A 24234-nucleotide genomic window follows, 5' to 3' on the forward strand; every position below is an offset into this window, starting at 1 on the left:
CCTCTCTATTTCAAAGAAGGAGTTCATCTGAACTCCTAAAAGATATGACTATTTTAATTCAAATTTCAATTCAGCTGTTGGACGAACCAATCCACGTTCGTGAAGCGTTTCTGCAATCTGAACTGAGTTCCAAGCAGCACCTTTGAGAAGGTTATCTGAAACAACCCACATGTGAATTCCTTTTTCTGCATCCAAGTCTTTACGGATACGACCAACAAAAGTATCACGTGAACCAACTGCATTGACGGCTTGAGGATAGATTTGGTGCGCTACGTCATCCTCAAGAACAGCACCTGGAAAAGCTGCGATGGCTGCTTTGACTTCTTCGATTGGTGCCACTTCTTTTGTTTCAATGTAAACAGACTCAGAGTGAGCGGACAAGACTGGGATACGTACACAGGTTGCAGATACTGCAATGCTGTCATCTTCCATGATTTTTTTAGTTTCCTTGGTCATCTTCATCTCTTCATAAGTGTAATCATTGTCAGTAAAGACATCGATTTGTGGAAGTGCGTTGAAGGCGATAGGATAGTGTTTTTTGTCACCACCTGAAGGCAAGATTTCCGCATGCAAATCACGTGGATTCACACCATCATTCAAGACTTCACGAAGTTCCCGTTGTGTTTCAAGAATCGCTCCCATACCAGCACCTGAAACGGCTTGGTAAGTTGAGACAATGATACGATCCAAGCCCCATTTTTGACGAACGGGCTCAAGAGCTACCATCATTTGGATAGTTGAACAGTTAGGGCAGGCAATGATTCCGTTGTGGGCATCAAGTGCATGGGCATTGACCTCTGGGACAACCAATGGTACATCTGGGTTTTGACGGAAGTAAGATGTGTTATCAACCACTACAGCACCAGCCTTAACTGCGTAGGGAGCATACTTAGCAGATGTCGAACCACCTGCTGAGAAGAGTGCAATATCAACACCCTCAAAAGCTGTCTCAGTTGTTTCTTCAATCGTAATATCTTGGTCTTTAAATTTCAAAGTCTTGCCTGCTGAACGTGCAGAAGCAAGGTAACGGATTTTATCGATTGGAAGTGTTGATTCTTCCAACATTTTTATCATCTGAGCTCCGACAGCACCTGTCGCGCCGACTACAGCAACTGTATATCCCATAACTAACCTCTTTCGGAATTTTCTAAAAATTTCTATAATAGATGTATTATACTACTTTTTCCAGAAATTGAAAAGCACTTTTAGACTATATTTTCTGAAAACTAAAAATCCCTAGCCATTCGACCAGGGACTAAGAGGCATCTTCATGTGATGAGCAGGTTCACACAACTCATCAAGGTCCGCTCCTGCGTTATGACCTCCTTATGCTCAATAGTAGTCCGAAGACTACCTATCGACTCATCGCATCTACTATTCTACTAGATAGAGTCACTTTTGTCAACAGCCAAAGCTCTTTAGCTTCATTTACACAGGTGTATAAGAAAAACCTTGGTTTCCCAAGGTTATTTCGTTTCTATCATGCTAATTGCCGGGATTGAACCGGCGACCTCATCCTTACCATGGATGCGCTCTGCCAACTGAGCTAAATCAGCTTACCTAAAAAGTATACTATAGTTCCTAGTTCTTGTCAAGCGCTCTCTTTTAATTTATGGAATGAAAAAAGCTAGATTTATCAAGAATCTAGCTTATAAACTTCTTATCTTGTTAGATCGATTCGGCGTCCTAATTTTCCGATTAAAATAGCACCTACGATGAGTGATGCAAACTCACCAATTCCCGTAGAGAACCATGTGAAGAAGAATGGGGCTTCTGCAACAATATAGAGTTCTGCTGCAATGGTAATCATTGAAATAGAGAAGAGGATTGAAAAGAAGAAATGATCTTTTCGAATCAAACCATTAAACAGATAGTCTTTCTTGTACTTGCTAAAGAGCCATACACCTAGGCTTAGGAAAACTAGGGTAGAGCCCCCACCGACAAAGACATCTATTGGACCAAAGCTAAAGAAATTTGCAATCATACAACCAATCGTCACAGCGATGATGTATTTTGGATTGTAAAAGGCTAAGAAATTCATCATCTCTGAAATACGGAACTGGTAGGCGCCATAGCTAATGGCATTCAGCGGTGGGGTAGTGGTTAAAACCACATAAATAGCAGCGACAATAGCGATATCTGCCATATCACGAACAGTTAATTTTTTCATGTTTTCTCCTTTAGCGGTTTCCCGCGTAAAATATGCTTGGTGAAAGAAGTTAAGCACCAAGGGTTGAGATTATCAACCTTACCAGTATAGCACAATATATGACATTATGCTATACTAAAACCATGAAAAGAATAATAAAGGCATTCTTCGATAACGAAATCCTCTCCTACCTATTTTTCGGTGCTGCTACTACTCTGGTTTCTATTTTATCACGTTTGGTTATTTATCACATCAGCCACCAGGAAATCCTAGCAACCGTACTCGCAAATCTTATCGGGATTCTCTTTGCCTTTCTCACAAATGATACAATAGTCTTTAAACAAGAGAGAAGGAACTGGCCAACCCGCCTGGCTAAGTTTTTCTTAGCTCGTCTCTCTACTCTTGGTCTTGACGTTCTTTTAACTTATATCATTGTTACAACCTTTCCTGATCTTATTGGTCAGTTTGTCGAATATAATATAGACAGGGTTAATGTGGTTGAAACCATCCTAGCACAAATCTTGATTATTGTGCTTAATTATATTTTCAGTAAAATCTATATTTTTAAAAGGAGCAACTGATCTCCTTAGGCATCCAGGTTGCCTTTTGTCACAATTTAGGATATAATAAGTTAGAAAATTAGGAAAGGAATTTATGAAAGTGTTAAAGGATCTTAAAGAATTCTTGCTTCGTGGTAATGTCGTTGACCTTGCTGTCGGTGTAATCATCGCCTCTGCTTTTGGTGCTATCGTGACTTCACTCGTTAACGATATCATCACTCCACTTATCTTGAACCCAGCTTTGGAAGCTGCGAAAGTACAAAACATCGCTGAGCTTGCATGGAATGGTGTTACATATGGTAAATTCTTGAGTGCTATTATCAACTTTCTCGTTGTAGGTACTGTGCTTTTCTTCGTTATTAAAGCTATGGAAAAAGCGCAAAACCTTCGCAAGAAAGAGGAAGTGGTTGAGGAAGCACCTGCTGCTCCAACTGAACTTGAAGTTCTTCAAGAAATTAAAGCTCTTCTTGAGAAAAAATAAAACAGATAAAGGATTTAGCTCTAAGCTAAATCCTTTTTTCTTTACTCTTTTGGTAACTTACCAGCCTTTTCGAGCATTTTCTTAATCAAGTAAGGCATCTTCACATTTTCACGGCCTTTTTTCTCAATCAGTTTTTTCACAAATTCTGGCATTTGGAGATCGGCTGTTTCCTCCATAATATCCTTAGTGGTTGCTGAAGGAGCTAATTCGTCAAAGGTTTCTTCTTCTGGGAGAAATTCCTTAAATTCTTTTTGTTCATTGGCCCTTACAGTATCAACTAAAGCATCAATTAAACGGAAATCTGTGTTTGGCATTGGTGGGCGATGATAATTTACCCCTAATTCTTGGCATAACTCATAACATTCTACATCATTATCAAAAAGAACTTCAATATGTTCACTGATAAAGCTAATTGGTACAAAAATATAATGCTCTGGATGTTGTTTCTGTTCTCTCAAATACTCGAGTACATCTGGCTTGATCCAAGGGATTCCAATATCACTTTCACTCTGCCAAGTATTGGTGTACTGATCTGCCACTAATCCGAGTTGGTCCGCAATGAGTTTGCTATTGTCGAAAATCTGGTCGATATAAGGATCTCCAAAATCCAAAGCAAAAATTGGAACACTATGAGCTGAGAAGATCACCTTAAAAGACTCTCCTCCCACTTCGTCTCTCAAGATTTTACCAACCTCATCTGTCCAGTAGTTCAGTAAAGACTGTTCTTTATACCAGTCCTTAATGACTAAAAAGCGTATTTGCTTGCTCTCCAGAAACTTCTCATATCCCATCACCGAGTAAAAGGAATAATGAGGTTCCAAAATCAAGCAGATACATTCTTCAACGCCATCAGCTTCCATCTGCTTAATCACATCAGGGATAAAGGGGCGAGAAAATTTGTTAGCAAAGTAGATGCCATACTCTTCTCCTAATCGCTCTCTTACTAAAGCAACTTCCTCACGGGTAATCTTCTGAAGCGGTGTTCCACCTATACGGACATAGTTGTCATAGAGGGTCTGAATCTCGTGATCCTGGGGTCTAACCCCACGACGAATATTGGTAAAAAAATCCGCTACACTCTCAAAGGTAATCTCCTCTGGAGATCCAAAGGTCATCATTAACAGGGCTTTTTTCATATTATCATCCTTATGATATTATTTTCACCATCCATTCTATCATGAAAAACAAAAATAGTAAACGCTTCCGACGTCTACTATTTCTTTTGTTCTTTTGTATTTCTATCTCGTCTTATGATTAGAATAATAACTATTAGAAGCAAAATGACAATGATAAGAAGGAGTAAGGTTAGGATATAAATCCAATGCGTTGGAATCCCTTGGTCAAAATAACGTGTTCCTACGCTTTCTCCACTTTTATCCTGTGCTGCTTTTACTGGTGCATCCGTTATTTTTGCTAAAAGAATATGGCGGCCGTTGGTAATATTAAGAAAACAGGTGCTTAATAAAACAATCTTGTCCGTTGAAGTCAAGGAAACATCTCGCTTGTACTTGGCTTTACTCAACAGATACTGATAATAGGCCTGGTGTTCCTCATCGTTGGAACTCAAGGTTCGGTAAATTTCCGTATCATAGGCATCCACTTCTAAAATCCCAAAAATCTCAAGACCACGTTCTCGACCATTATAGTAGATAGAACCATAGCGATGCTGGTCGAAGAATTCCTTATCAGCAAATTTCTTAATCTCACCGAACATAGCCCCTGAAGCCATAGAGTGACCGTAGATGATGGTATTAAAATCAGTAAAGTTGGGATTAAAGCGATAGTCGAGAAAAATTGATCCTGTTATCGTATAATCGCCAAAGGCATTGCGGTCAAGGTATTTGACATTATCCTGACTTTGTAGAAGTGGATAGTCCACCTTTGTCCCATCAAGGCTAATCCAACCGCAAACATCATGATTAAGCTGTTGCAGGGTTTCAAATCCTGTGCTCGAAGCATCCTTTTCAATAGGATTATAGTGATCATAGTCACTCGCTTCCACTCTCTGCCAACTAAAAAGAGCTACAAAAACACAGAAGAATACCAGAAACACGTTTTTAAATCGCGCTCTTTTTTGAACCGTCATCAGCACTCCTTTCTATGCGAGATTTCTTAAAAGGAAAGGAGGCGGGACAAAACCGCCTCTTTTCTATTCACCCTTAGTCAGTAAAAGGGTCTGCTTCTTGCATTATTTTACTCTCTCTTCTACGACGTAGGATCAAGTAGAGGACAAGGAGTAAGAAAATCAAGAGCAAGAACAATACAAACAAGATAAGGTACCAAATCCATAGTGGGATTGATGAGAGGAAACGTCCAAGAGACGAGTCATCAAAGACACTGTATGGGAATGGTTTTGATTTTTTTGTATGGAAGGTATTTTTAGGGACAGTGTCTGTAATCTTTGCGACCACGATATGACGACCATTAGTCACATCGAGAAAACAGGTGCTGAGTAGGATGATACGATCACTCGGTGAGAGCGAGATATCCCGCTTGTGCATTGCTACTGAGAGCAAGTGATCTAGATAGACCTGCTGACGGTCCTCACCCTGTATTCCTGGATCATAGATGTTAAAGTCATAGGCATCGACCTCCAACATCTCAAAGATCTCGAGCCCTTTTTCCACACCATTGTAATATATACTACCGTAACGATGCTGGTCAAAAAATTCCTGATCAGCAAACTTAGCCACATCACCAAACATGACCCCGTTTTCTACGTGGTGCCCGTAGATAATGGTATTAAAGTCTTCGAACTTGGGATTATTTCGTGCATCGAGAAAGATAGCGCCTGTCGCTGCAAACTCACCTTTGGAGTCCTTGTTGAGATACTTTTCATTGTCCTTGGCTTGGACTAAGGGATAGTCGATATTGGTACCATAGACATTGATCCAACCGAGGACTTCGGGATTGAGTTCTTGGAGTTTGCTGAAGCCTGAAAAGCTAGCTAGCTCATCCTGTTGCGTCGTAACAGGTCGATAAGCTTCGTACTCACTTGACGAAGCCAAGGAGTAGACTTGGTTGGAATCCCAAAGGGCATAGAAACCAAAGAGAAAGATCAAAGCTGCAAAAATGAGCAACAAGTGATTGATCGTCCCATCTACAGCAAGAACGAGACGCCTAGACAGACTCTTTTTTGGCTTCTCACGCTTGGTTTTCATCGTCTATCCCCCAACCGTTTAGGCTTCTCTACGTTTTTTAGACAAGACAACAAATCCAGCTAAACCAAGACCAATCATCAAGATGAATGGAAGGTTATCAATCAAGAGACCAGTAGGAGTCACGTCATTAATTTTGTTGGTAACGGTGTTGTTGTTTGTTTTTTCACCTACTAGGACATTAGCTACAGAAAACTCTGTATTTAGTTGACCAGTTTGAGCCTTTTGTACACCATTTTCAAGATAACTTGCTGATGCAGTATATCCAGGAACACCAGTTTCTTTAACTGTATATTTTGAACCAGCAGGGAGATTATCAATAGTAAACGTTTCATTATGTTTGAGTGTGAAATCATAATCAACAACACCATTTTCAGGTACAGCTTTAGTTTCAGATGAAGTACCATGTGTAATTGCTAATGATGTTACAGGTTCTTTAGCTGTTTTGTTGGTTTTAGGGAGAGTGATTGTAACGTGGAAACTGAAATCTTTAGTTCTATCTCCTGATGCCCCGTCCACAATTTTAGTAATTGTAAGTGATTTTCTTGTTTTATCAAATTTTTCTTTATCAGGATTGTTTGGATTTGGATCATCAGGATCTATTTTCCCACCATCTTTAGTATAGGTATTTTCAAATAAATCATATTTATAAATTTCAGAACTAGAAGATGGTTCAACCTTTCCAGAATTTCCTTGTTTAATTTCTTTAAAATATACTGAGAAAATATAAGTGCCTGTAGTTTTTTTATTTTTAACTATAACATGCATTTCATATTTGCGCGCATCATATTTAATAGCATCAATCTCTTGATTATTCTTATCTTTGATAGTAGTGTAGGTGTCAGGAGTTTCTTCTACGGTATATACATATTCACCTGCATGATCATAGGATACACCATTAAAGATATCACCTGTATCTTTTTTAATCTGCTCATTAGTTGCGCTATCATTTTTTGTGTAGGAAATCGTTCGCTCTGGAATATAACCTTTATCCATTTCTGTACTAGAAGCGATTTGATACGGAGCGTGGTTTGAAGATTCGCCATCTTTGGGTTTAAAAGTAAATTTGAAAGTCGCAGTTGGTGTTGTAATACCTTGCGCGATATTCAATGTTTTGTTAATCGCTACTTTCGCATTGGTTTCCCCATTGGCTTTAGCAGTCGCTGAATTATCATCCGCAAAGGTCGGGACACCTCTGAATACGGACAAAGCGGTTATAGCTGCAATGCTTGCAGTGAATAGCTTTTTAAAGAATGTTTTTTTCATGATTATTCCTTTTGTTTTTTTATTTTCTTTTTTCATTATGATCATCAAAAGCCCCGTCGCCTTAGGACTGTTACCACCTTGCCATGGGTATCCTGTATAGGGATGGTTCCAAAAGCACGACTGTCTACAGCCGTTGTTCGATTGTCCCCGAGGACAAAGAGTTGTCCTGCTGGGACTTTCATTGGGAAGGTAGCTCCTTCCTTATAGAGCAGCGTTTCTTTGTAGATATCTTGCTCTTGTTGAGGAGAACCGTTGATGATGAGACCATTTTCGTTTATATCGATTGTACTTCCTTCGGTTGCTATGACACGCGCCACTCTTTCCTTGCCTTTATAACTATAGACTAGCAAATCACCAATCTAATAGCGTTTATCCAACCTATAATAGACGACCAGGTCGCCATCTTTTAAGGCTGGCTTCATGCCATCGTCATTGTATCTTAATAGTCCAAAGACGAAAAAGTAAAGGGTGGCTAGTACAAATCCAACCATCAGAAGTTTACTGACTAAGTATAGGATATCTCCCCAGACACTCGGCGGAGACTTATCCCGATTGACTTGTGTTACTGGTTTCTTATGTTTCTTTTTAAGCAGCATCACTTCCTCCTATTCACCACAAGGTGACCAAGTAAGATGATAAAGAAGATTCCTCCTAGAGGAAGAACGACTCCAAGCATGAGAGTGCTACTCAAGAAGTCAATTCCCGTTTCAGGTACGCTGTTTTTATTATTCGTGACCGTCGCGGACTTATCCCCATCAAGCTTGCCTTCTTTATTTTCATAAGAAACCCGATATCCACGAGACGAACTTGCTTCTTCTTCGATACTGTAACGAGCATTTAGAGGAAGGTCGAGAATCTTAACAGTTTTATCTTTCTTTAGATCGACTGTCGCCTTACCATTTGTAAATTTCAGGGTTGTTTTTTGATTATTTACTATTGCACTATACGATCCATTCAATGGTTTATTTTGCGCATCCTTTACGTTAATGGTAATCTTAAAGGATTGCAAAAGATTAGCAAAGGCACCTGTAATTTTTTTTGTAACTGAAAGTGTCGGAAGTCTGTGGTTGGTGACGATTGTTTGAACATCCTCTGACAAGGTTCCCTCTTGTTTTTCATAGGTAACATGATATCCCGCTCTAGATGTCTCTACTTCTTCTACCTTATAGTGGGTATCACGAGGCAGGTATTTGAGGACAGTTTCCTGACCATTTTTGAGAGAAATCTGTACTTTCCCGTTAGTCACTGTTGTATTCCCAAACTTGCCGTTAATCGGTTTGCCATCCTTATCTGAAAGGGTAACATTAATTGTGAAAGACTTATTAGGTGATTGCTCACCTTCTAGGATTTTCTTTATGGTGAGGCTTGGAAGCTGTCGGTAAATAACTTTGAAGGATGGTTTCTCTTTCGTACCTGTCTTTTGAACTTCGACTGTGTAGCCCGGAGCGTCTGGTGCTTTCAGTTCGTAGTCATATCCCTTGGCTACCTTTGCAAAACTAGCATTTTCAGTAAAACTATTCGTTTGAACTGAACTAGTGACCTTTCGATAGGAATCCTTTGTACTTCCATCTTTCTTTTGGTTTAATTTTAATTCGACACTAGGTGGACGATTTGCTGATGGATTTGATTTCCCATCCACACCTTTCCATTCAATCTCTACAGGAACCGCCAATGGATCTGACGGCTTGAAAGTGGGCTTCTCAGAATAGTCTTTTGTTTTGGTATGTGAAGTCCCAATACCATAGGAGTAAGCAACACTTGCCCCCTTGTTGGAATAGAGTTTAGTAGCATCGGCACCTTCGGCATCATCACTAGTAAGTGTCTTATCACCTGCAATCGCATCAAAGGCTTCTTGGGTAGAGGTGACAGTAAACTTGAGAACGTACTTGGCGTCATCCTCCAAAGTGTAACTCGGATCAAACTTGGCTGTTACTTCCACTAATCCCTGTTCGCTCTTCTTACTTTCAATCGTCACTTGATTAGTTGTCAGTTCTTCCTCATTACCATCCTTTATTTTGACGACACGAAAACCTGAAGAACTATTAGGTAATAATTGAACATATTTGGATAGTACATCCTTAATAGTCACATGGTGTACGCCTAAAGGTAGAATTTTATCAGTGATGTCTTTAAATTTTTGTTGCAAGTCATTTTCATTATTTGCAGAAAATATTTCGTTAGGAATATTGGGATTATATTGCCCTATGTATGATTTAATATTGGAAATACTGTCTCTATTATTAGTATACCTAAACTTAATCGAGTAAAATCCATCAATTCTAGGTGCTAAGCTTGATGAAAGCCCTAATACGAATTGCTTGAGATAGTCATTAAACCAGTCGGGAGCTGTTTCTGTTTTAGCATCGATATTATTCCAGTTATATATTGTATATCCTTGATTATCGTAATACATATTAGCGAAACCATCTGATAGTAAAATAACAACCTTTTTCGCATTGCTTCTCGCATTATTAAGGAGTGTATCTGCCTCCCACAAACCAGCTCCAATGTTTGTTCCAGTACCAATTCCTTGAGAAGCATTTTGAGGTATTGACATGTCATTTACTGAAGATATTGCCGCATTTCTATCACTACTCCATCCTAAAATTTGTTTAGAATCATCATATTTAGCAGCCCAACTATAATATCCAGCAAAGTCATCTGGCCACCTATAATATCGGCGCAAATTATAATTGTAACTTTCATATTGATTATCTATCTTTCCAGCAAAACCAACTATAGATAGACGGTTTTGAGAATTAGAAAGAATTGTATCAATTAAACCTTTTTGATTATTTGTGCCACGAAGTGTGTTTTTTAACGCTTCAATCCTACTGATGTATCTTCCACTAGAGTAAGACCACACATCTTGATTTTCCATACTTCCTGAAAGATCGGCGACTAGGACAACATCCAAGGGTTCTGACTGGGTCTCCGTCCCCAGTTTAGATGTGATATCCAGTGACAATTCATACTGGTCTTCCTGCCCTGATATCGGAGTAATCGTTTTGCGAAGGGTTGTCTGAGGTTCGGTTGTTGAATCTGCATGTAAAGAATTAATCGGTGCACACAAAAAAAGAATAGCTAGAAAGATAACTAAACGACTAGTGAAACATTGAATTTTCTTAAAATCATATTGAATGTTCATGCTATCTCCCTTACTAGAATATGTTTAAATCTGTTACTATATAAATCTGAAACATCCATAGGTTAATTATATAATAATGTTGAACTCATGTCAATCAATGTGTTTGAAAACATGTTATTATAAATCGCAAAAAAGTATGATTCTTCTTTGTTTTTCAATGTTTTCTGTGGTAAAATGGAAAAAATAGTAAAAAATTTCATAAAATAAAGATGCATATATTTTATTCTAATTGTTCGAAAATTTCTTTTGAAAGTCTTCTGAATTTGAATTATTATATTTTTTCAAAATTCATGAAATTTCTCAAATCATATTTTTCCGAAGTTTTGCATTCTATTTTATGATAAAAAAAGGAGTTTTTATGTCTTATCCGAACCTTTTGGAACGCTTTTTAACCTACGTTAAGGTCAACACGCGTTCTGATGAACACTCTACTACTACTCCAAGTACGCAGAGCCAGGTAGATTTTGCGACCAATGTTCTTCTTCCTGAAATGAAACGTGTCGGCCTGCAAAATGTTTACTACCTACCAAATGGTTTTGCTATTGGGACCTTGCCAGCTAATGATCCGAGCTTGACACGTAAGATTGGATTTATCTCCCACATGGATACAGCTGACTTTAATGCTGAGGGTGTTAATCCGCAAGTCATCGAAAATTACGATGGTGAAGCTATCAACTTAGGTGATTCTGGATTTAAACTAGATCCGGCTGACTTTAAGAGTCTTGAGAAATATACAGGCCAAACGCTTATCACAACTGATGGCACGACCTTGCTGGGGGCTGATGACAAGTCAGGGATTGCTGAAATTATGACTGCTATCGAATATCTGACTGCTCACCCTGAAATCAAACACTGTGAAATCCGTGTCGGTTTTGGACCAGATGAAGAAATTGGTGTCGGTGCTAATCAATTTGATGCAGAAGACTTTGATGTTGACTTTGCCTATACTGTTGATGGCGGTCCGCTAGGTGAGCTTCAATACGAAACTTTCTCAGCAGCTGCTGCTGAACTCCATTTCCAAGGGCGCAATGTTCACCCTGGTACTGCTAAAGGACAGATGGTCAACGCTTTACAGTTAGCGATTGATTTTCATAATCAACTTCCAGAGAATGACCGACCTGAACTGACAGATGGTTACCAAGGTTTCTATCATCTTATGGATGTGTCAGGTAGTGTCGAGGAGGCGCGTGCAAGCTACATCATTCGTGACTTTGAAAAGGATTCCTTTGAAGCACGTAAAGCAGCTATGCAGTCTATTGCTGACAAGATGAATCAAGAACTTGGGAATGATCGCGTGACCTTAACTCTGACCGACCAGTACTACAATATGAAGGAAGTCATTGAGAAAGACATGACGCCTGTTACCATTGCTAAAGCTGTTATGGAAGATTTAGGGATCACGCCTATTATCGAACCAATCCGTGGCGGAACAGATGGCTCTAAGATTTCCTTTATGGGTATCCCAACTCCAAATATCTTTGCAGGTGGTGAAAACATGCACGGACGTTTTGAATACGTCAGCCTTCAAACTATGGAGCGTGCGGTGGATACCATCATTGGCATTGTATCTTATAAAGACTAAAAAAGACGAGGTAGCTCAGCTACTTCGCCTTTCTTTTTATTCGTTTGGTTGAGCATTTGGCTCAGACTCACTTTGTGCTTGCTTTTCTGTTGGTTGAGAAGCAGCTGTTTCACTGTCTTTCTCGGACTTAGATTGGCTATCAGTTTCACTTGCTTTTGAACGGAGTTCCTGGTTCAAGCTAATGATTTCTTTAGCTAGAGTGAGGAGACCTTCTTTATCACTGCTTTTGGCTGCAAGTTGATCAAATAGGGCATCAACACGTTCAAAGTCAGCATCTGTTCCTTTGTTATCCTCTAAGTACTTGTGAAGAGAGAGCAAGACATTATAGAGTTTTTGGTAGATGATCACCGTTTGTGGATCTTGTTCCGCTTCTTTTTTCTCTCGTTGGATAGTCGCTGCAATACGATTCAAGAGATCCTCAAGTTGTGTTTTAGCTTCGTCAAGGTCTGCATTTTCCTTTTCAGTAGCCGCTTTGATATTAGCTGCTTCTTCAGCTAGGGATTGTTTGACACCATCTTCTTTGACACGTGCTAGGAGTTGGGCAGCTTTAGTTAGGAGAGCATCCACTTCTTCCTTCTTAACATGGCTAACCCGCTCTTCTGGCATAAAATCACCGTAGAGTTCTTTTAGGAATTCATAGATGGCTGTCTTAGCAGTTTGACTATCTACTTTTTCCGTATCTAGAATAGTCTTACCAGCTTTTGTAGAAACGGGTTCTTCTTTGAGAGCTTCTTCTACTTCTAGCTTAGTTTGGTAAATAGTTGGGAATAACTTGTTCAAGTCGGTTGCTTTGAGGAAAGATTGTGACTGGTAAAGTTCCCATGTCAACTTGGCAACACGGTTCCGAAGTTCTTCTCTCAAACGACCATCAGACACATGTTCATAGAAATACTTGATGTACTCAACTGTTGTGACTCCTGTCCGATCTCGGAAATCTTGCAAAGCCTGAAGTTTCGCTTCAATTGCAGCCAACTCTGTCTCATCCTGTGCTAGTTTTGCTTCTTGCAAATGTACCAAAAGATCTTTCTTAGGCAAGCCATAAGTATCTGTATCCAATGTATTGATCTTATCTACTAGGGCTTGGTACTTCTTATCTAAAGGTGAAGTTTCAACCGGTGCCACACTTTGATCCACATGGATATACTGTTTATCAAAGAGATCCAAGGCTGCTAGATATCCAGCAGTTGAGTTTGTTGCCAGTTTTTTCATATTTTCGGTGAATTGCCCCAAAGCAAGTTCAACCCGTCTCTGCATGATTGGCTGGTCTTTGTAGAGACTTCTGCTATCTGCTAAAAGTTGATCCACCTTAGATAGAACTGTTTGTTCATCAAATGCTCCAGGTTGATAGGTCGATTGTAGGGCCGGAATCTTATTTTTCAAAGCTACTTCATAGCCCTTTGTCTGAACCTTAATGTAGTGATTGTGATCACCGTGAGGAATCACAAAGCTACCATTCTCTACTTGCAAACTATAAGGAGACACCCCATCACGTAGGGCAGTCGTATAAAGTTCATTTAGGAAATCCAGTTCTGGATTTCCAGTTTGGAGAGGAATACGAACATGTTCTTTTCGAACAGCATAGGGATGGATATGGGTTGGATCATAGGCTTGATCCGGATTTCCAAAGACAAAGAATCCATTTGAAATACGAATCGCTTCGAGCGGTACTCCGTAGGTCTGTGAGATATACTTGATTTTTTCTTCATCGCTAGCATCTCTTGAGAAACTTTCCACAGTCTTTGCAAGTGGTTGAACGTGCTGAGGCTGATGATTTTCTTTCAAGTGATCTTGGGCAGCTTTGATTTGGGCTGCAGTCAAGTCCTTCTTAAAGAAATAATGAGCGTGATCTCCATGAGAAACTACAAACCCTTGCTCATCTTCACTAATAACACGGTCAGCTGCAAAACCATGATCATGTTCTTCACCGTGGTGGTCATGCTCCTCTCCATCATGGTCATGATCTTCATGGTTGGTATCTTGACTTCCTTGGTCGCCGTCTTGGTCATGAGAATGATTTGGCTGAGCTGGATGCTCTGCTGGTTTACTTGGATTTCCCAAAGGTGTTGGCTTCCCACTGTCGCTATTTAAAGGAATCATACGAGCAATCTTTTCTTCCAAAGCAGAAAGCTTTGTATATGGAATAAAATGATAGTGATTTCCATGAGGAATCGCTACGCCACTCGGTGTTCTACTTGAAATCTTAGCAGGGTCAAAAATCAAGCCATCTGATTCAGCATAACGTTGACTACGTGGAAGAGCATAGAGCTGTTGTAATAGACTCTGAAGACTCTCAGCTTGATTACTTGGTATTTCAGCCTGTTGACTTGGGTTGGTAGTTTGACCAGTCTCGTTTGGACTAGGACGATAGTTAGTCACACTCGGCTGATTTCTAGTTCCAGAGAGGTAAGCTTGGGCAGCAGCTAATTCGCTAGCTGACAAGGAACTCTTAGGAATATAGTGGTAATGTCCACCGTGAGGGACAATATAAGCATCACCAGTATCCTCTATAATATCAGATGGATTAAAGATGTAGCCATCATCGGTAGTATAGCGTCCTTGAGATTGAGCAAGCGCCACTGCACTGTTAGAAGTTGGTGCATCATGAGTATGACCTTGTTTTTGGCGCTCAATTTCGTCCTTCGTACGAATATTATCAGCATGAGCTGCATCTTTAAGGTAGACATAATACTTGCCATCCACCTTGATAATATAGCCACCTTTGATTTCGTTGACAATGTCAGCGTCTTTCAGTTGATAATTGGCATCTTTCATCAAAAGCTCTTCGCTGAAAATCGCGTCAAAAGGAACTTTCCCATTGTAATAATGGAAATGATCACCGTGTGAAGTCACATAACCTTGATCGGTGATTTTCACGACAATTTGCTCAGCCTGAATATCTTCTTTTTTGCTAACTTGTTCTGGTGTCTGATTCTCTGTTTTTTGAGAGTCTTGTTTTCCATCGACATAAGACACACGATTTTTATCTTTGTTTCCTTCTACCTGGTGTTGATTTAATGCATAGATACAAAGACTTAAGGAAAGGACTAGAGCCGATCCTGCTGCAAGATATTTTTTCTTAATTTTCATAATCTCCTCATTTTAATTCTTCTGCAAGAACATTCATATTTTCTTCTAGATTTTCTAAGTAAGTTTTGTCATTTTCAGGGTCTGCTTCCAAAGGATTGAGAGTTTTCAGACTAACTCCTGTTGATTTGACTAAGGTTTCAGCAACTTTAGAGGACGCATTGCTCTCAGTAAAGATGGTTTTGACATTATAAGTTTTGACAAATTCTTGGATTTCTGTCAACTGTCTCGGACTTGGCTCTTGTTCAGGGGAAATCCCTGCTATACCAAGTTGTTTCAATCCAAACCGTTTAGCGAGATAAGAAAAGGCTGTGTGTTGCGTAACAAAGGTCTTTTGACTCGCTTTTTCAAAAATAGGCTGGTACTTCTTAGTCAATTCTTGGGCTTTAGTAATAAAGTTTTTAGCATTCTTTTGATACGTTTCCTTATTGGCACTATCAAGTTCCGAAAGTTTATCTGCAATAATCTGTGCCTCTTCACCTGCTTTTTCTGGATCTAACCAAGTGTGAGGGTCGTAGAGTGTTTTTTCATCGATGCCGTCACCAGCTTCAACATCTTCCAAACCTGGTACACGCTCCAACGTCATTCCTTCAGAAGCTTCTAAAACCTTAACTTTTGAGTTTTTTAAGTTTGGATCTAGACTTCCCGCCCAAGATTCGAGCGTATGAGAATGGTAGACAAAGACATCCGCGTCATAGATAGCAGCAATGTCATTTGCTGACGGTTCAAAGGAGTGAATCCCACTACTTGACTGAATCATCCGTACGTCATTCAAGTCACCTGATACCTCTTTGACCATGGCATAGATTGGGTAAAAACTTGTTACAATCTTCATTCCTTTTGCTTCTTGTTTTTCTTTTTGACTACATGCTCCTAAGACAAGAACCAAGAGACCTACCACTAATAATAGAAATGTTCTTTTTTTCATTGTTACTCCTTAACTAGTATTTAACCATTCAATTAACTAGTAAATAGTTTATCTTTATTTACACTATATGTCAAGATATTTTACATATTTTCATGAAAAAAATGAGAACTAGAACTTACATTCTGTTCTCATTTTCGATTTTAACTTTTCTAGTTCTCCTATCCTGTTTTTAGGATCTAGAAAATGCTACTACCTTTACTTGCTCTCCTTTAATAAAGCCAACAACTTTTCAGCTTCAGCCATAATGGTATTGTTATCCTGAGCACCAAATAGCAGGTTATTTTTTAAGCCAGTGAGAGTTTCTTTGGCATTGGACTTGATAATGGGGTCTTGGATCTTTGCAAGTAGCTCTTCAGCCTCTCTCAACTTCGCTTCAACCTTTTCAGTCTCGACCTGAGGTTCTTCTGGTTCCTCTGGTGATTCTTCCTCCGGCTTCTCAGTTGGTTTTGGAGATTCTGGTTTCTCACTTTGAGGCTTCTCTTCGCGAGGTTTTTCTTCCTCAGGTTTGTCTGTCCGAGGTTTCTCCTCTGATGGTTTTTCCGTTTGATTGGTATCAGCTTGACCGTTTTGGTTTCTTTGAACATGGTCACTTGCATTTCCCCAACCACTATCTGAATGCGGACGTTCGTTTGGATGTTCGACATAGTACTTGACAGTCGCAAAGAGATCCTCTAGACTATAACCCTTAGGTGCCTCATAAAGTCCTTCGTCAAACCACTCAAATTTGATGTTATGGTAATGATCATAATGAGGAATGATTAAACTACCGTTTTTAACTTCCACGGTATGTTGGAGATTGTAAGGCATACGATCAAGCGGCACCTTCTTAGCTGCTTTCACGCGGTTGTAGATAGCTTCTGCTCCTTTAGCTTCAGTATTTCCTGGATTCTGATGGTCTGTTGAAGGAGGAGTCAAACCTTTCTCTTTAGCATAAGCCTGGGCTGCCGCTCTTTCGGCTTCAGACAAACTATCTTTCTTAATCCAATGACTATGGGTCATATGCGGAGTTACATATGCATCCCCCTCATCACTGGTGATATCATGAGGATCAAAGATATAGCCATCTTCTGTTGTATACTTGCCTGCCAACTTGGCTACCTGAATCTCATCATCAGTGTAGGTAATTTGCGCATTTGGTTTTCCTAGACGTTCTGGATGACGAATCGGTGCTAGGAAGGCCAGGATATCATCCACCAACTTGATTTTATCACTTGAGGTATCATTGAGACGTTCCAACAGTTTATCCAAAGTGTCAAAATCAGCTTGGCGCCCTTTATTATCAAGTAAGTCTTGATGAACTCTTGCTAGTAAATCATAAGCCTTATTATAAAATCCTTGATCACCAGATGGGAGGTTGGTTTTCTTAGCTCCGAGCTTATGAGCTAAACTTTCTTGCTTGGCTAGCTTACTATCAATGGCTGCAGTAGTTTCAGCTGATAATTCCTTGGCAGGAATATAACGAGATGTTCCATTCTCCTCAAATACATAACCATCATCTACTTTTCGAATTGCCTGTTTGACCAATTTTTCGTCAATTGGATTGCTTGGAGATGGTTGAGGATTTGGTGCAGGTTGCGGGCTTGGACTAGGTTCCGGAGTCGGTTGTGGACTTGGTTGTTCTGGTCTTGAATCTGGCACCCTATGGTTCGAACTGTACTGCAGAGGAATAATACGAGCGATTCGTTCTTCCAATTCAGACATCTGTGAATAAGGGATGAAATGGTAATGGTTCCCATGAGGTACAGCAACTCCTCTAGCTGTTCGACTTGTAATCTGTGCTGGGTCGAAGACAAGGCCATCAGATTCTACGTGTCGTTGGCTGAGTGGCAAGGCGTAAAGTTGTTTCAGAAGGCTATCAATATCCTCATCACTCTGACTTGCTTGGTTATCGTCGCTACTGTTGTTAGCTGTGTTCGTGTTCGTATAGCTGTTGCTTTGATTGTTATAGCTGTTGCCTTGATTATTATAGGATGGAGTCCATCTATCTACATCGCTGCTAGCACTGTTGTTATTGCTACGGCGATAAGTAGGCGTATTCGATTGACCACTTCTACCAGATAGAAAGGCTTCTGCTGCAGCCAATTCGCTGGCTGATAACTCACTTTTAGGAATGTAATGATAATGGTCGCCATGAGGAACGATGTAAGCATCACCAGTATCTTCAATGATATCAGAGGCATTAAAGATGTAGCCATCATCCGTGGTGTAGCGTCCTTGTGAACGTGCCAAGGCTACCGCACCATCATTTGCTGAAGTTCCTCCTTCACGATGCTGACTATGCTCTTGTTTTTGTCGATTGATTTCTTCTTTCGTACGGACATTATCCGCATGGGCCGCATCCTTAAGGTAGACATAGTATTTCCCATCTACCTTGATGACATAACCACCCTTGATTTCACTGACAATATCCTCATCTTTTAGTGTATAGTTTGGATCCTTCATCAGCAACTCTTCACTGATGATAGCGTCGTAAGGAACCTTACCATTGTAATAATGATAGTGGTCACCGTGTGAAGTGACATATCCCTGGTCTGTAATCTTGATGACGATTTGTTCGGCATTGATGCCTTCTTTTTTGCTGACCTCATCAGGAGTCAGATTCTCTGTTTTTTGCACAGCCTGTTTTCCATCAACGTAAGACACACGGTTATTTTCTTTGACCGTTCTGGCTTGATACAGTCCCAACTCGTAAGAGCAAACACTTAAAATTAAAGCTGCCGCAGAACCAGCAAGGTATTTTTTATTAATTTTCATCGAAACTCTCTTTCTTTTTGATATTTCTAGTTGCAATTCATTTCTAAATTGCAGAAACTCCTCTCTAAAAGTTAACTGGTTAATAGTTTACTCCTAAATTTTCAACTTGTCAAGAATTTTATGAACCAGTTAACGATTTTTTTGTTTTCTACACTATCTTCTATCTGAACAGTCTGATTTGAGAATCCTATATTGAAAATCAATCACCAAATTTTTAAAACAAAAAATCCCTGCAACTGAGTTGCAAGGACCTTTCAATTAATCAAAGTCAACGTATTCTTTTTGAAGTTCAAGAACTTCTTCCATTGTTGAGCATTCTGTAAGGGCACGGTTTGCGTACTCTTCCATATTAGCTGTGTCGAGTTTCTTCATCAAGCTACGTGTACGAAGGACAGATGTTGCTGACATAGAGAACTCATCCAAGCCCATTCCGACAAGAAGTGGAACAGCTTTTTGGTCACCAGCCATCTCACCACACATACCTGCCCATTTACCTTCAGCGTGAGCTGCTTTGATAACGTTGTTAATCAAACGTAGGATTGATGGGTTATATGGTTGGTAAAGGTATGAAACTTGCTCATTCATACGGTCTGCTGCCATTGTGTATTGGATCAAGTCGTTTGTACCAATTGAGAAGAAGTCAACTTCTTTTGCAAATTGGTCTGCAAGCATTGCTGCTGCTGGGATTTCGATCATGATACCAACTTGGATATTATCCGCAACTGCAACACCTTCAGCAAGAAGGTTTGCTTTTTCTTCGTCAAAGACTGCCTTCGCTGCACGGAATTCTTTCAAGAGCGCAACCATCGGGAACATGATACGCAATTGACCGTGTACAGACGCACGAAGAAGAGCACGGATTTGTGTGCGGAACATAGCATCTCCAGTTTCAGAAATAGAGATACGAAGGGCACGGAATCCAAGGAATGGGTTCATTTCATGAGGCATATCGAAGTAAGGAAGTTCCTTATCTCCACCGATATCCATTGTACGAACAACAACAGGCTTACCGTTCATTCCTTCAAGTACAGCTTTGTATGCTTCGTACTGCTCGTCTTCTGTTGGGAAGTCTTGAGAATCCATGTACAAGAACTCTGTACGGTAAAGACCAACAGCTTCGGCACCGTTGGCATTGACACCTTCAACGTCTTTTGGAGTACCGATATTAGCAGCCAATTCAAAGTGTTTACCATCAGCAGTTACTGTTTTAGCATCTTTCAAGAGAGCCCATTCAGCTTTTTGTTTCGCATAAGCTTCACCAGCAGCCTTGAATTCTGCCGCTTGCTCATCAGTTGGGTTGATAATCACTTCACCAGTGATACCGTTAACAGCAAGGATATCACCATCTTTAACAATTTCAGTGATGTTGTTTGTACCCAATACTGCCGCGATTTCAAGTGTACGCGCCATGATAGCTGAGTGGCTTGTACGTCCACCGATGTTGGTTACAAAAGCTTTTACAAAGTTTTTGTCCAATTGAGCTGTATCTGAAGGAGTCAAGTCATGCGCAATCACGATCACTTCTTCATTGATAGAAGCCGGGTTTGGCAATTTCTTACCAAGGAGATTTGCCAATACACGTTTTGTCACGTCGCGGATATCCGCTGCACGTTCTTGCATGTATGGGTTGTCTTCCATACCTTCAAAGATAGTGATAAACATGTCTGTCACTTCTTTCAGACCTGCTTCTGCATTCACTTTCTTCGCACGGATTGTTTCCTTGATTTGGCTGATCATTTCTGGGTCAGCAAGAACCATTAAGTGAGCGTCAAAAACTTGAGCTGCTTCTTCACCGAGCGTACCTACTGCTTTCTCACGAATAACAGAAAGCTCGTCTTGTGATGCTTTTAGAGCGGCATCAAGGCGAGCTTCTTCTGCGTTTGTATCTTCGACTGTAATAGTCTCAAATGACAAATCCGGTTGAACGAGTAGATATGCTTTTGCAACTGCAACACCGTCTGATGCTGCGATTCCTTTAAGCATTTCTGTCATTTTCCTTATGCCAATCCTTCTTTTTCCATAGTTTCAGTGATAGCAGCGATTGCGTCGTCAGCATCTGCACCTTCAGCTGAAATTGTAACATCAGCACCTTGGCCAACACCAAGACTCATAACACCCATGATAGATTTAAGGTTTACTGATTTACCTTTGTACTCAAGAGTGATATCTGAAGCAAATTTGCTAGCTGTTTGAACCAACAATGTTGCTGGACGTGCGTGGATACCTGTTTCTGCCACTACGTGGAAATCTTTAGAAGCCATAGTTTGACTCTCCTTTAATTATTTCTTTTTTGGATTATATGTGATAACCCTTACAAGACTGTATTATATCACCTTCTAGATAATTTTTCAAGCATTTTATGGATTTTCTTCGTTTTCCTTTCTGATAACTTGCTGAAAATCTTCTATTTATATTGCCAATATACAGTATGTAGTTTTTTTATTTTGAGAAAGTTTGACAGTTCAACGGAAGTCAAAATTTATGTTTTCAAAAACACTATATCTTGTGTTTTGATTTTAAAACCGTAACTTTTTAGCACAAGATTTAGTTTAAAATGATTGACAAAGTTTTTTTTTCTGATATACTAAGATAGTATTAAATTTTGAAGAGGAGTTACAAAAATGGTAACCGTTTATTCTAAAAATAACTGTGTCCAATGTAAAATGACCAAACGTTTCTTGGACAGTAATAATGTCGCTTATCGTGAGATCAATCTCGACGAGCAACCAGAGTACATCAATCAAGTTAAAGAGCTTGGTTTCAGCGCTGCTCCTGTTATCCAAACACCAACTGAAGTCTTTTCAGGTTTCCAACCAGGAAAACTGAAACAATTAGCATAATCTTAGTACATCATCCAGAAGAAACTGCTTCTAGGGCTAACTTAGAGGCCTTTCTTTTGTAATTAGATAAGGGAAATTTTATGGGATTAAAACATCTTGAAGACGTGACCTACTTCCGTCTCAATAACGAAATCAACCGTCCTGTCAATGGACAAATCATGCTTCATAAAGATAAAGAAGCCTTGGATGCTTTTTTTAAAGAAAATGTAGTTCCAAACACTATGGTTTTTGATTCAATTACTGATAAAATCAACTACCTTATTGAACACAACTATATCGAAACTGCATTTCTCAAGAAATACCGTCCAGAGTTTTTGGAAGAATTGCATCAATTTATCAAGGACCAAAACTTCCAATTCAAATCATTCATGGCTGCCTATAAATTTTACAACCAGTACGCCTTGAAGACTAACGACGGGGAATACTATCTTGAAAGCATGGAAGACCGCGTCTTCTTTAACGCACTTTATTTTGCTGACGGGGATGAAGCGATTGCGACTGATATTGCCAATGAAATCATCCACCAACGCTACCAACCAGCTACTCCTTCCTTCTTGAACGCAGGCCGTGCTCGTCGTGGGGAGTTGGTATCTTGTTTCTTGATTCAAGTAACTGATGATATGAACTCTATCGGACGTTCCATCAACTCAGCTCTTCAACTTTCACGTATCGGTGGTGGTGTAGGTATTACTCTAAGCAACCTTCGTGAAGCTGGCGCACCTATCAAAGGTTATGAAGGAGCAGCTTCTGGTGTCGTTCCAGTTATGAAACTCTTCGAAGACAGTTTCTCCTACTCAAACCAACTTGGTCAACGTCAAGGTGCTGGTGTTGTCTACCTCAACGTCTTTCACCCAGATATCATCGCTTTCCTTTCAACTAAGAAAGAAAATGCCGATGAAAAAGTTCGTGTAAAGACTCTTTCACTTGGTGTTGTAGTACCCGATAAATTCTACGAATTGGCTCGTAAAAATGAAGAAATGTACCTCTTCAGCCCTTACTCCGTAGAGCTTGAGTATGGTGTGCCATTCAACTACATCGACATCACTGAAAAATACGATGAATTGGTCGCAAATCCAAATATCCGCAAGACAAAAATCAAAGCTCGTGATTTGGAAACTGAAATTTCTAAATTGCAACAAGAATCTGGCTATCCATATGTAGTCAATATTGATACGGCTAACCGTGCGAATCCTGTTGATGGAAAGATTATCATGAGTAACTTGTGTTCTGAGATTCTTCAAGTTCAAGAACCAAGCTTGATCAACGATGCTCAAGAATTCCTTCAAATGGGAACGGACGTTTCATGTAACCTTGGTTCAACCAACGTGGTCAACATGATGACGTCACCTGACTTTGGTCGTTCTATCCGTGCGATGGTTCGTGCTTTAACTTTCGTTACAGATAGTTCACACATCGTAGCTGTTCCTACTATCGACCACGGAAACAGTTTGGCTCACACCTTTGGTCTTGGTGCCATGGGGCTTCATAGTTACCTTGCCCAACAACTCATCGAATATGGATCAGCTGAGTCTGTTGAATTCACTAGCATCTACTTTATGCTTATGAACTACTGGACCTTGGTAGAATCTAATAACATCGCGCGTGAACGCGGTATCACCTTCCACAACTTTGAAAAATCAGACTATGCTAACGGAAGCTACTTTGACAAGTATGTGACAGGCGAGTTTGTTCCAAAATCAGATCGTGTTAAAGAACTCTTTAAAGATGTCTTTATTCCAAGCGCTGCTGACTGGGCTGAACTTCGCAAAAAGGTTCAAGCAGATGGTCTTTATCACCAAAACCGTCTAGCTGTTGCTCCAAATGGTTCTATCAGCTACATCAACGATGTTTCTGCTTCTATCCACCCGATTACGCAACGTATCGAAGAACGTCAAGAGAAGAAAATCGGTAAAATCTACTATCCAGCTGCAGGCTTGTCAACAGATACGATTCCTTACTACACTTCTGCCTACGACATGGATATGCGTAAGGTGATTGATGTTTACGCGGCTGCAACTGAACACGTGGACCAAGGACTTTCACTCACTCTCTTCATGCGTAGTGACATTCCAAAAGGTCTTTACGAATGGAAGAAAGAAAACAAACAAACGACACGTGACTTGTCTATCCTTCGTAACTATGCCTTTAACAAGGGTATCAAGTCTATCTACTACGTCCGTACCTTTACAGACGACGGTGGGGAAGTTGGTGCTAACCAATGTGAAAGCTGTGTGATTTAATTTTTGCTTGAGGAAACTACATTTTCTCAGACTACTGATTAAGT

General features: G+C 40.0%; 17 protein-coding genes, 1 tRNA gene, 1 pseudogene and 1 riboswitch. Of the genes and pseudogenes, 5 read left to right on the forward strand and 14 right to left on the reverse strand.

The window, feature by feature from the left end:
- Positions 1-48: 48 nt before the first annotated feature.
- From DB729_RS05920 to DB729_RS05930, 3 genes are all read right to left on the reverse strand, one after another.
- Positions 49-1125, reverse strand: a complete 1077-nt coding sequence (locus tag DB729_RS05920; protein WP_109289996.1) for an aspartate-semialdehyde dehydrogenase — start codon at positions 1123-1125, stop codon at positions 49-51.
- Positions 1126-1483: 358 nt separating this feature from the next.
- Positions 1484-1556, reverse strand: a tRNA-Thr gene (locus DB729_RS05925).
- A 104-nt stretch (positions 1557-1660) separates the two neighbouring features.
- Complete coding sequence (locus DB729_RS05930) at positions 1661-2170, reverse strand: QueT transporter family protein (RefSeq protein WP_109289995.1); 510 nt, start codon at positions 2168-2170, stop codon at positions 1661-1663.
- A riboswitch (PreQ1 riboswitch) is annotated at positions 2168-2264 on the reverse strand. (Overlaps the previous gene by 3 nt.)
- 28 nt (positions 2265-2292) lie before the next feature.
- On the opposite strand from DB729_RS05930, the gene DB729_RS05935 reads away from it, so the two are divergent.
- Together DB729_RS05935 and mscL are read left to right on the forward strand one after the other, a co-directional pair.
- Positions 2293-2730 (forward strand): GtrA family protein, encoded by a 438-nt coding sequence (locus tag DB729_RS05935; protein ID WP_109290212.1) that lies wholly within the window; start codon positions 2293-2295, stop codon positions 2728-2730.
- Between the two features lie 79 nt (positions 2731-2809).
- Positions 2810-3190 carry a large conductance mechanosensitive channel protein MscL gene (gene mscL / locus DB729_RS05940; protein ID WP_033584199.1) on the forward strand — a complete coding sequence of 127 codons (381 nt, stop codon included), beginning with the start codon at positions 2810-2812 and terminating at the stop codon, positions 3188-3190.
- A gap of 41 nt (positions 3191-3231) precedes the next feature.
- Here the strand turns inward: mscL and hemH are convergent, their stop codons facing one another.
- The 6 genes and pseudogenes from hemH to pitA form a co-directional block, all read right to left on the reverse strand.
- Positions 3232-4326, reverse strand: coding sequence for a ferrochelatase (hemH, locus tag DB729_RS05945; protein WP_109289994.1), 1095 nt, complete (start codon positions 4324-4326; stop codon positions 3232-3234).
- A 77-nt stretch (positions 4327-4403) separates the two neighbouring features.
- Complete coding sequence (gene srtG2, locus DB729_RS05950; protein ID WP_081730796.1) at positions 4404-5276, reverse strand: PI-2 pilus system class B sortase SrtG2; 873 nt, start codon at positions 5274-5276, stop codon at positions 4404-4406.
- A 73-nt stretch (positions 5277-5349) separates the two neighbouring features.
- Positions 5350-6351 carry a PI-2 pilus system class B sortase SrtG1 gene (gene srtG1, locus DB729_RS05955; protein ID WP_109289993.1) on the reverse strand — a complete coding sequence of 334 codons (1002 nt, stop codon included), beginning with the start codon at positions 6349-6351 and terminating at the stop codon, positions 5350-5352.
- 18 nt (positions 6352-6369) lie between these two features.
- Positions 6370-7650 carry a DUF7601 domain-containing protein gene (locus DB729_RS05960; RefSeq protein WP_279633965.1) on the reverse strand — a complete coding sequence of 427 codons (1281 nt, stop codon included), beginning with the start codon at positions 7648-7650 and terminating at the stop codon, positions 6370-6372.
- Between the two features lie 8 nt (positions 7651-7658).
- A pseudogene (gene sipA, locus DB729_RS05965) lies at positions 7659-8210 on the reverse strand (PI-2 pilus system signal peptidase SipA).
- Positions 8210-10762: a PI-2 pilus tip adhesin PitA gene (gene pitA / locus DB729_RS05970; RefSeq protein ID WP_109289991.1), complete on the reverse strand. Its 2553-nt coding sequence runs from the start codon at positions 10760-10762 to the stop codon at positions 8210-8212. The pseudogene sipA and the gene pitA overlap by 1 nt, the downstream one beginning before the upstream one ends.
- A gap of 358 nt (positions 10763-11120) precedes the next feature.
- On the opposite strand from pitA, the gene pepT reads away from it, so the two are divergent.
- Entirely contained in the window at positions 11121-12344 is a 1224-nt protein-coding gene (gene pepT, locus DB729_RS05980) for a peptidase T (RefSeq protein ID WP_033584188.1), read from the forward strand.
- Between the two features lie 36 nt (positions 12345-12380).
- Here the strand turns inward: pepT and DB729_RS05985 are convergent, their stop codons facing one another.
- The 5 genes from DB729_RS05985 to DB729_RS06005 all read right to left on the reverse strand — a co-directional run bounded on the left by DB729_RS05985 (position 12381) and on the right by DB729_RS06005 (position 21371).
- On the reverse strand, positions 12381-15431 hold the full coding sequence (locus tag DB729_RS05985; protein WP_109289990.1) for a pneumococcal-type histidine triad protein: 3051 nt from the start codon (positions 15429-15431) through the stop codon (positions 12381-12383).
- 7 nt (positions 15432-15438) lie between these two features.
- On the reverse strand, positions 15439-16356 hold the full coding sequence (locus tag DB729_RS05990) for a metal ABC transporter substrate-binding protein (protein ID WP_109289989.1): 918 nt from the start codon (positions 16354-16356) through the stop codon (positions 15439-15441).
- A gap of 195 nt (positions 16357-16551) precedes the next feature.
- Entirely contained in the window at positions 16552-19110 is a 2559-nt protein-coding gene (locus tag DB729_RS05995; protein ID WP_061588157.1) for a pneumococcal-type histidine triad protein, read from the reverse strand.
- Between the two features lie 258 nt (positions 19111-19368).
- On the reverse strand, positions 19369-21102 hold the full coding sequence (ptsP, locus tag DB729_RS06000; RefSeq protein WP_109289988.1) for a phosphoenolpyruvate--protein phosphotransferase: 1734 nt from the start codon (positions 21100-21102) through the stop codon (positions 19369-19371).
- Between the two features lie 5 nt (positions 21103-21107).
- Entirely contained in the window at positions 21108-21371 is a 264-nt protein-coding gene (locus DB729_RS06005; RefSeq protein ID WP_000146948.1) for a phosphocarrier protein HPr, read from the reverse strand.
- A 360-nt stretch (positions 21372-21731) separates the two neighbouring features.
- Between DB729_RS06005 and nrdH the strand changes: the two genes are divergently transcribed.
- Together nrdH and nrdE are read left to right on the forward strand one after the other, a co-directional pair.
- A complete protein-coding gene (nrdH, locus tag DB729_RS06010; RefSeq protein ID WP_102210164.1) occupies positions 21732-21950 on the forward strand; it encodes a glutaredoxin-like protein NrdH in 219 nt (72 codons plus the stop codon).
- 80 nt (positions 21951-22030) lie between these two features.
- Complete coding sequence (gene nrdE, locus DB729_RS06015; RefSeq protein WP_109289987.1) at positions 22031-24190, forward strand: class 1b ribonucleoside-diphosphate reductase subunit alpha; 2160 nt, start codon at positions 22031-22033, stop codon at positions 24188-24190.
- The last annotated feature ends 44 nt before the right edge of the window (positions 24191-24234 follow it).

The organism is Streptococcus halitosis (genome assembly GCF_003143695.2).
In the GTDB taxonomy this organism is placed as follows: domain Bacteria; phylum Bacillota; class Bacilli; order Lactobacillales; family Streptococcaceae; genus Streptococcus; species Streptococcus halitosis.

Excerpts from the sequence above, each read along its gene's own strand:
- DB729_RS05990 (WP_109289989.1), bottom strand. The coding sequence starts at position 16,356 with ATGAAAAAAAGAACATTTCTATTATTAGTGGTAGGTCTCTTGGTTCTT.
- nrdH (WP_102210164.1), top strand. The coding sequence starts at position 21,732 with ATGGTAACCGTTTATTCTAAAAATAACTGTGTCCAATGTAAAATGACC.
- nrdE (WP_109289987.1), top strand. The coding sequence starts at position 22,031 with ATGGGATTAAAACATCTTGAAGACGTGACCTACTTCCGTCTCAATAAC.
- pitA (WP_109289991.1), bottom strand. The coding sequence starts at position 10,762 with ATGAACATTCAATATGATTTTAAGAAAATTCAATGTTTCACTAGTCGT.
- DB729_RS05985 (WP_109289990.1), bottom strand. The coding sequence starts at position 15,431 with ATGAAAATTAAGAAAAAATATCTTGCAGCAGGATCGGCTCTAGTCCTT.
- srtG2 (WP_081730796.1), bottom strand. The coding sequence starts at position 5,276 with ATGACGGTTCAAAAAAGAGCGCGATTTAAAAACGTGTTTCTGGTATTC.
- ptsP (WP_109289988.1), bottom strand. The coding sequence starts at position 21,102 with ATGACAGAAATGCTTAAAGGAATCGCAGCATCAGACGGTGTTGCAGTT.
- DB729_RS05960 (WP_279633965.1), bottom strand. The coding sequence starts at position 7,650 with ATGAAAAAAGAAAATAAAAAAACAAAAGGAATAATCATGAAAAAAACA.
- hemH (WP_109289994.1), bottom strand. The coding sequence starts at position 4,326 with ATGAAAAAAGCCCTGTTAATGATGACCTTTGGATCTCCAGAGGAGATT.
- DB729_RS05995 (WP_061588157.1), bottom strand. The coding sequence starts at position 19,110 with ATGAAAATTAATAAAAAATACCTTGCTGGTTCTGCGGCAGCTTTAATT.
- DB729_RS05930 (WP_109289995.1), bottom strand. The coding sequence starts at position 2,170 with ATGAAAAAATTAACTGTTCGTGATATGGCAGATATCGCTATTGTCGCT.
- pepT (WP_033584188.1), top strand. The coding sequence starts at position 11,121 with ATGTCTTATCCGAACCTTTTGGAACGCTTTTTAACCTACGTTAAGGTC.
- srtG1 (WP_109289993.1), bottom strand. The coding sequence starts at position 6,351 with ATGAAAACCAAGCGTGAGAAGCCAAAAAAGAGTCTGTCTAGGCGTCTC.
- DB729_RS05935 (WP_109290212.1), top strand. The coding sequence starts at position 2,293 with ATGAAAAGAATAATAAAGGCATTCTTCGATAACGAAATCCTCTCCTAC.
- DB729_RS05920 (WP_109289996.1), bottom strand. The coding sequence starts at position 1,125 with ATGGGATATACAGTTGCTGTAGTCGGCGCGACAGGTGCTGTCGGAGCT.
- DB729_RS06005 (WP_000146948.1), bottom strand. The coding sequence starts at position 21,371 with ATGGCTTCTAAAGATTTCCACGTAGTGGCAGAAACAGGTATCCACGCA.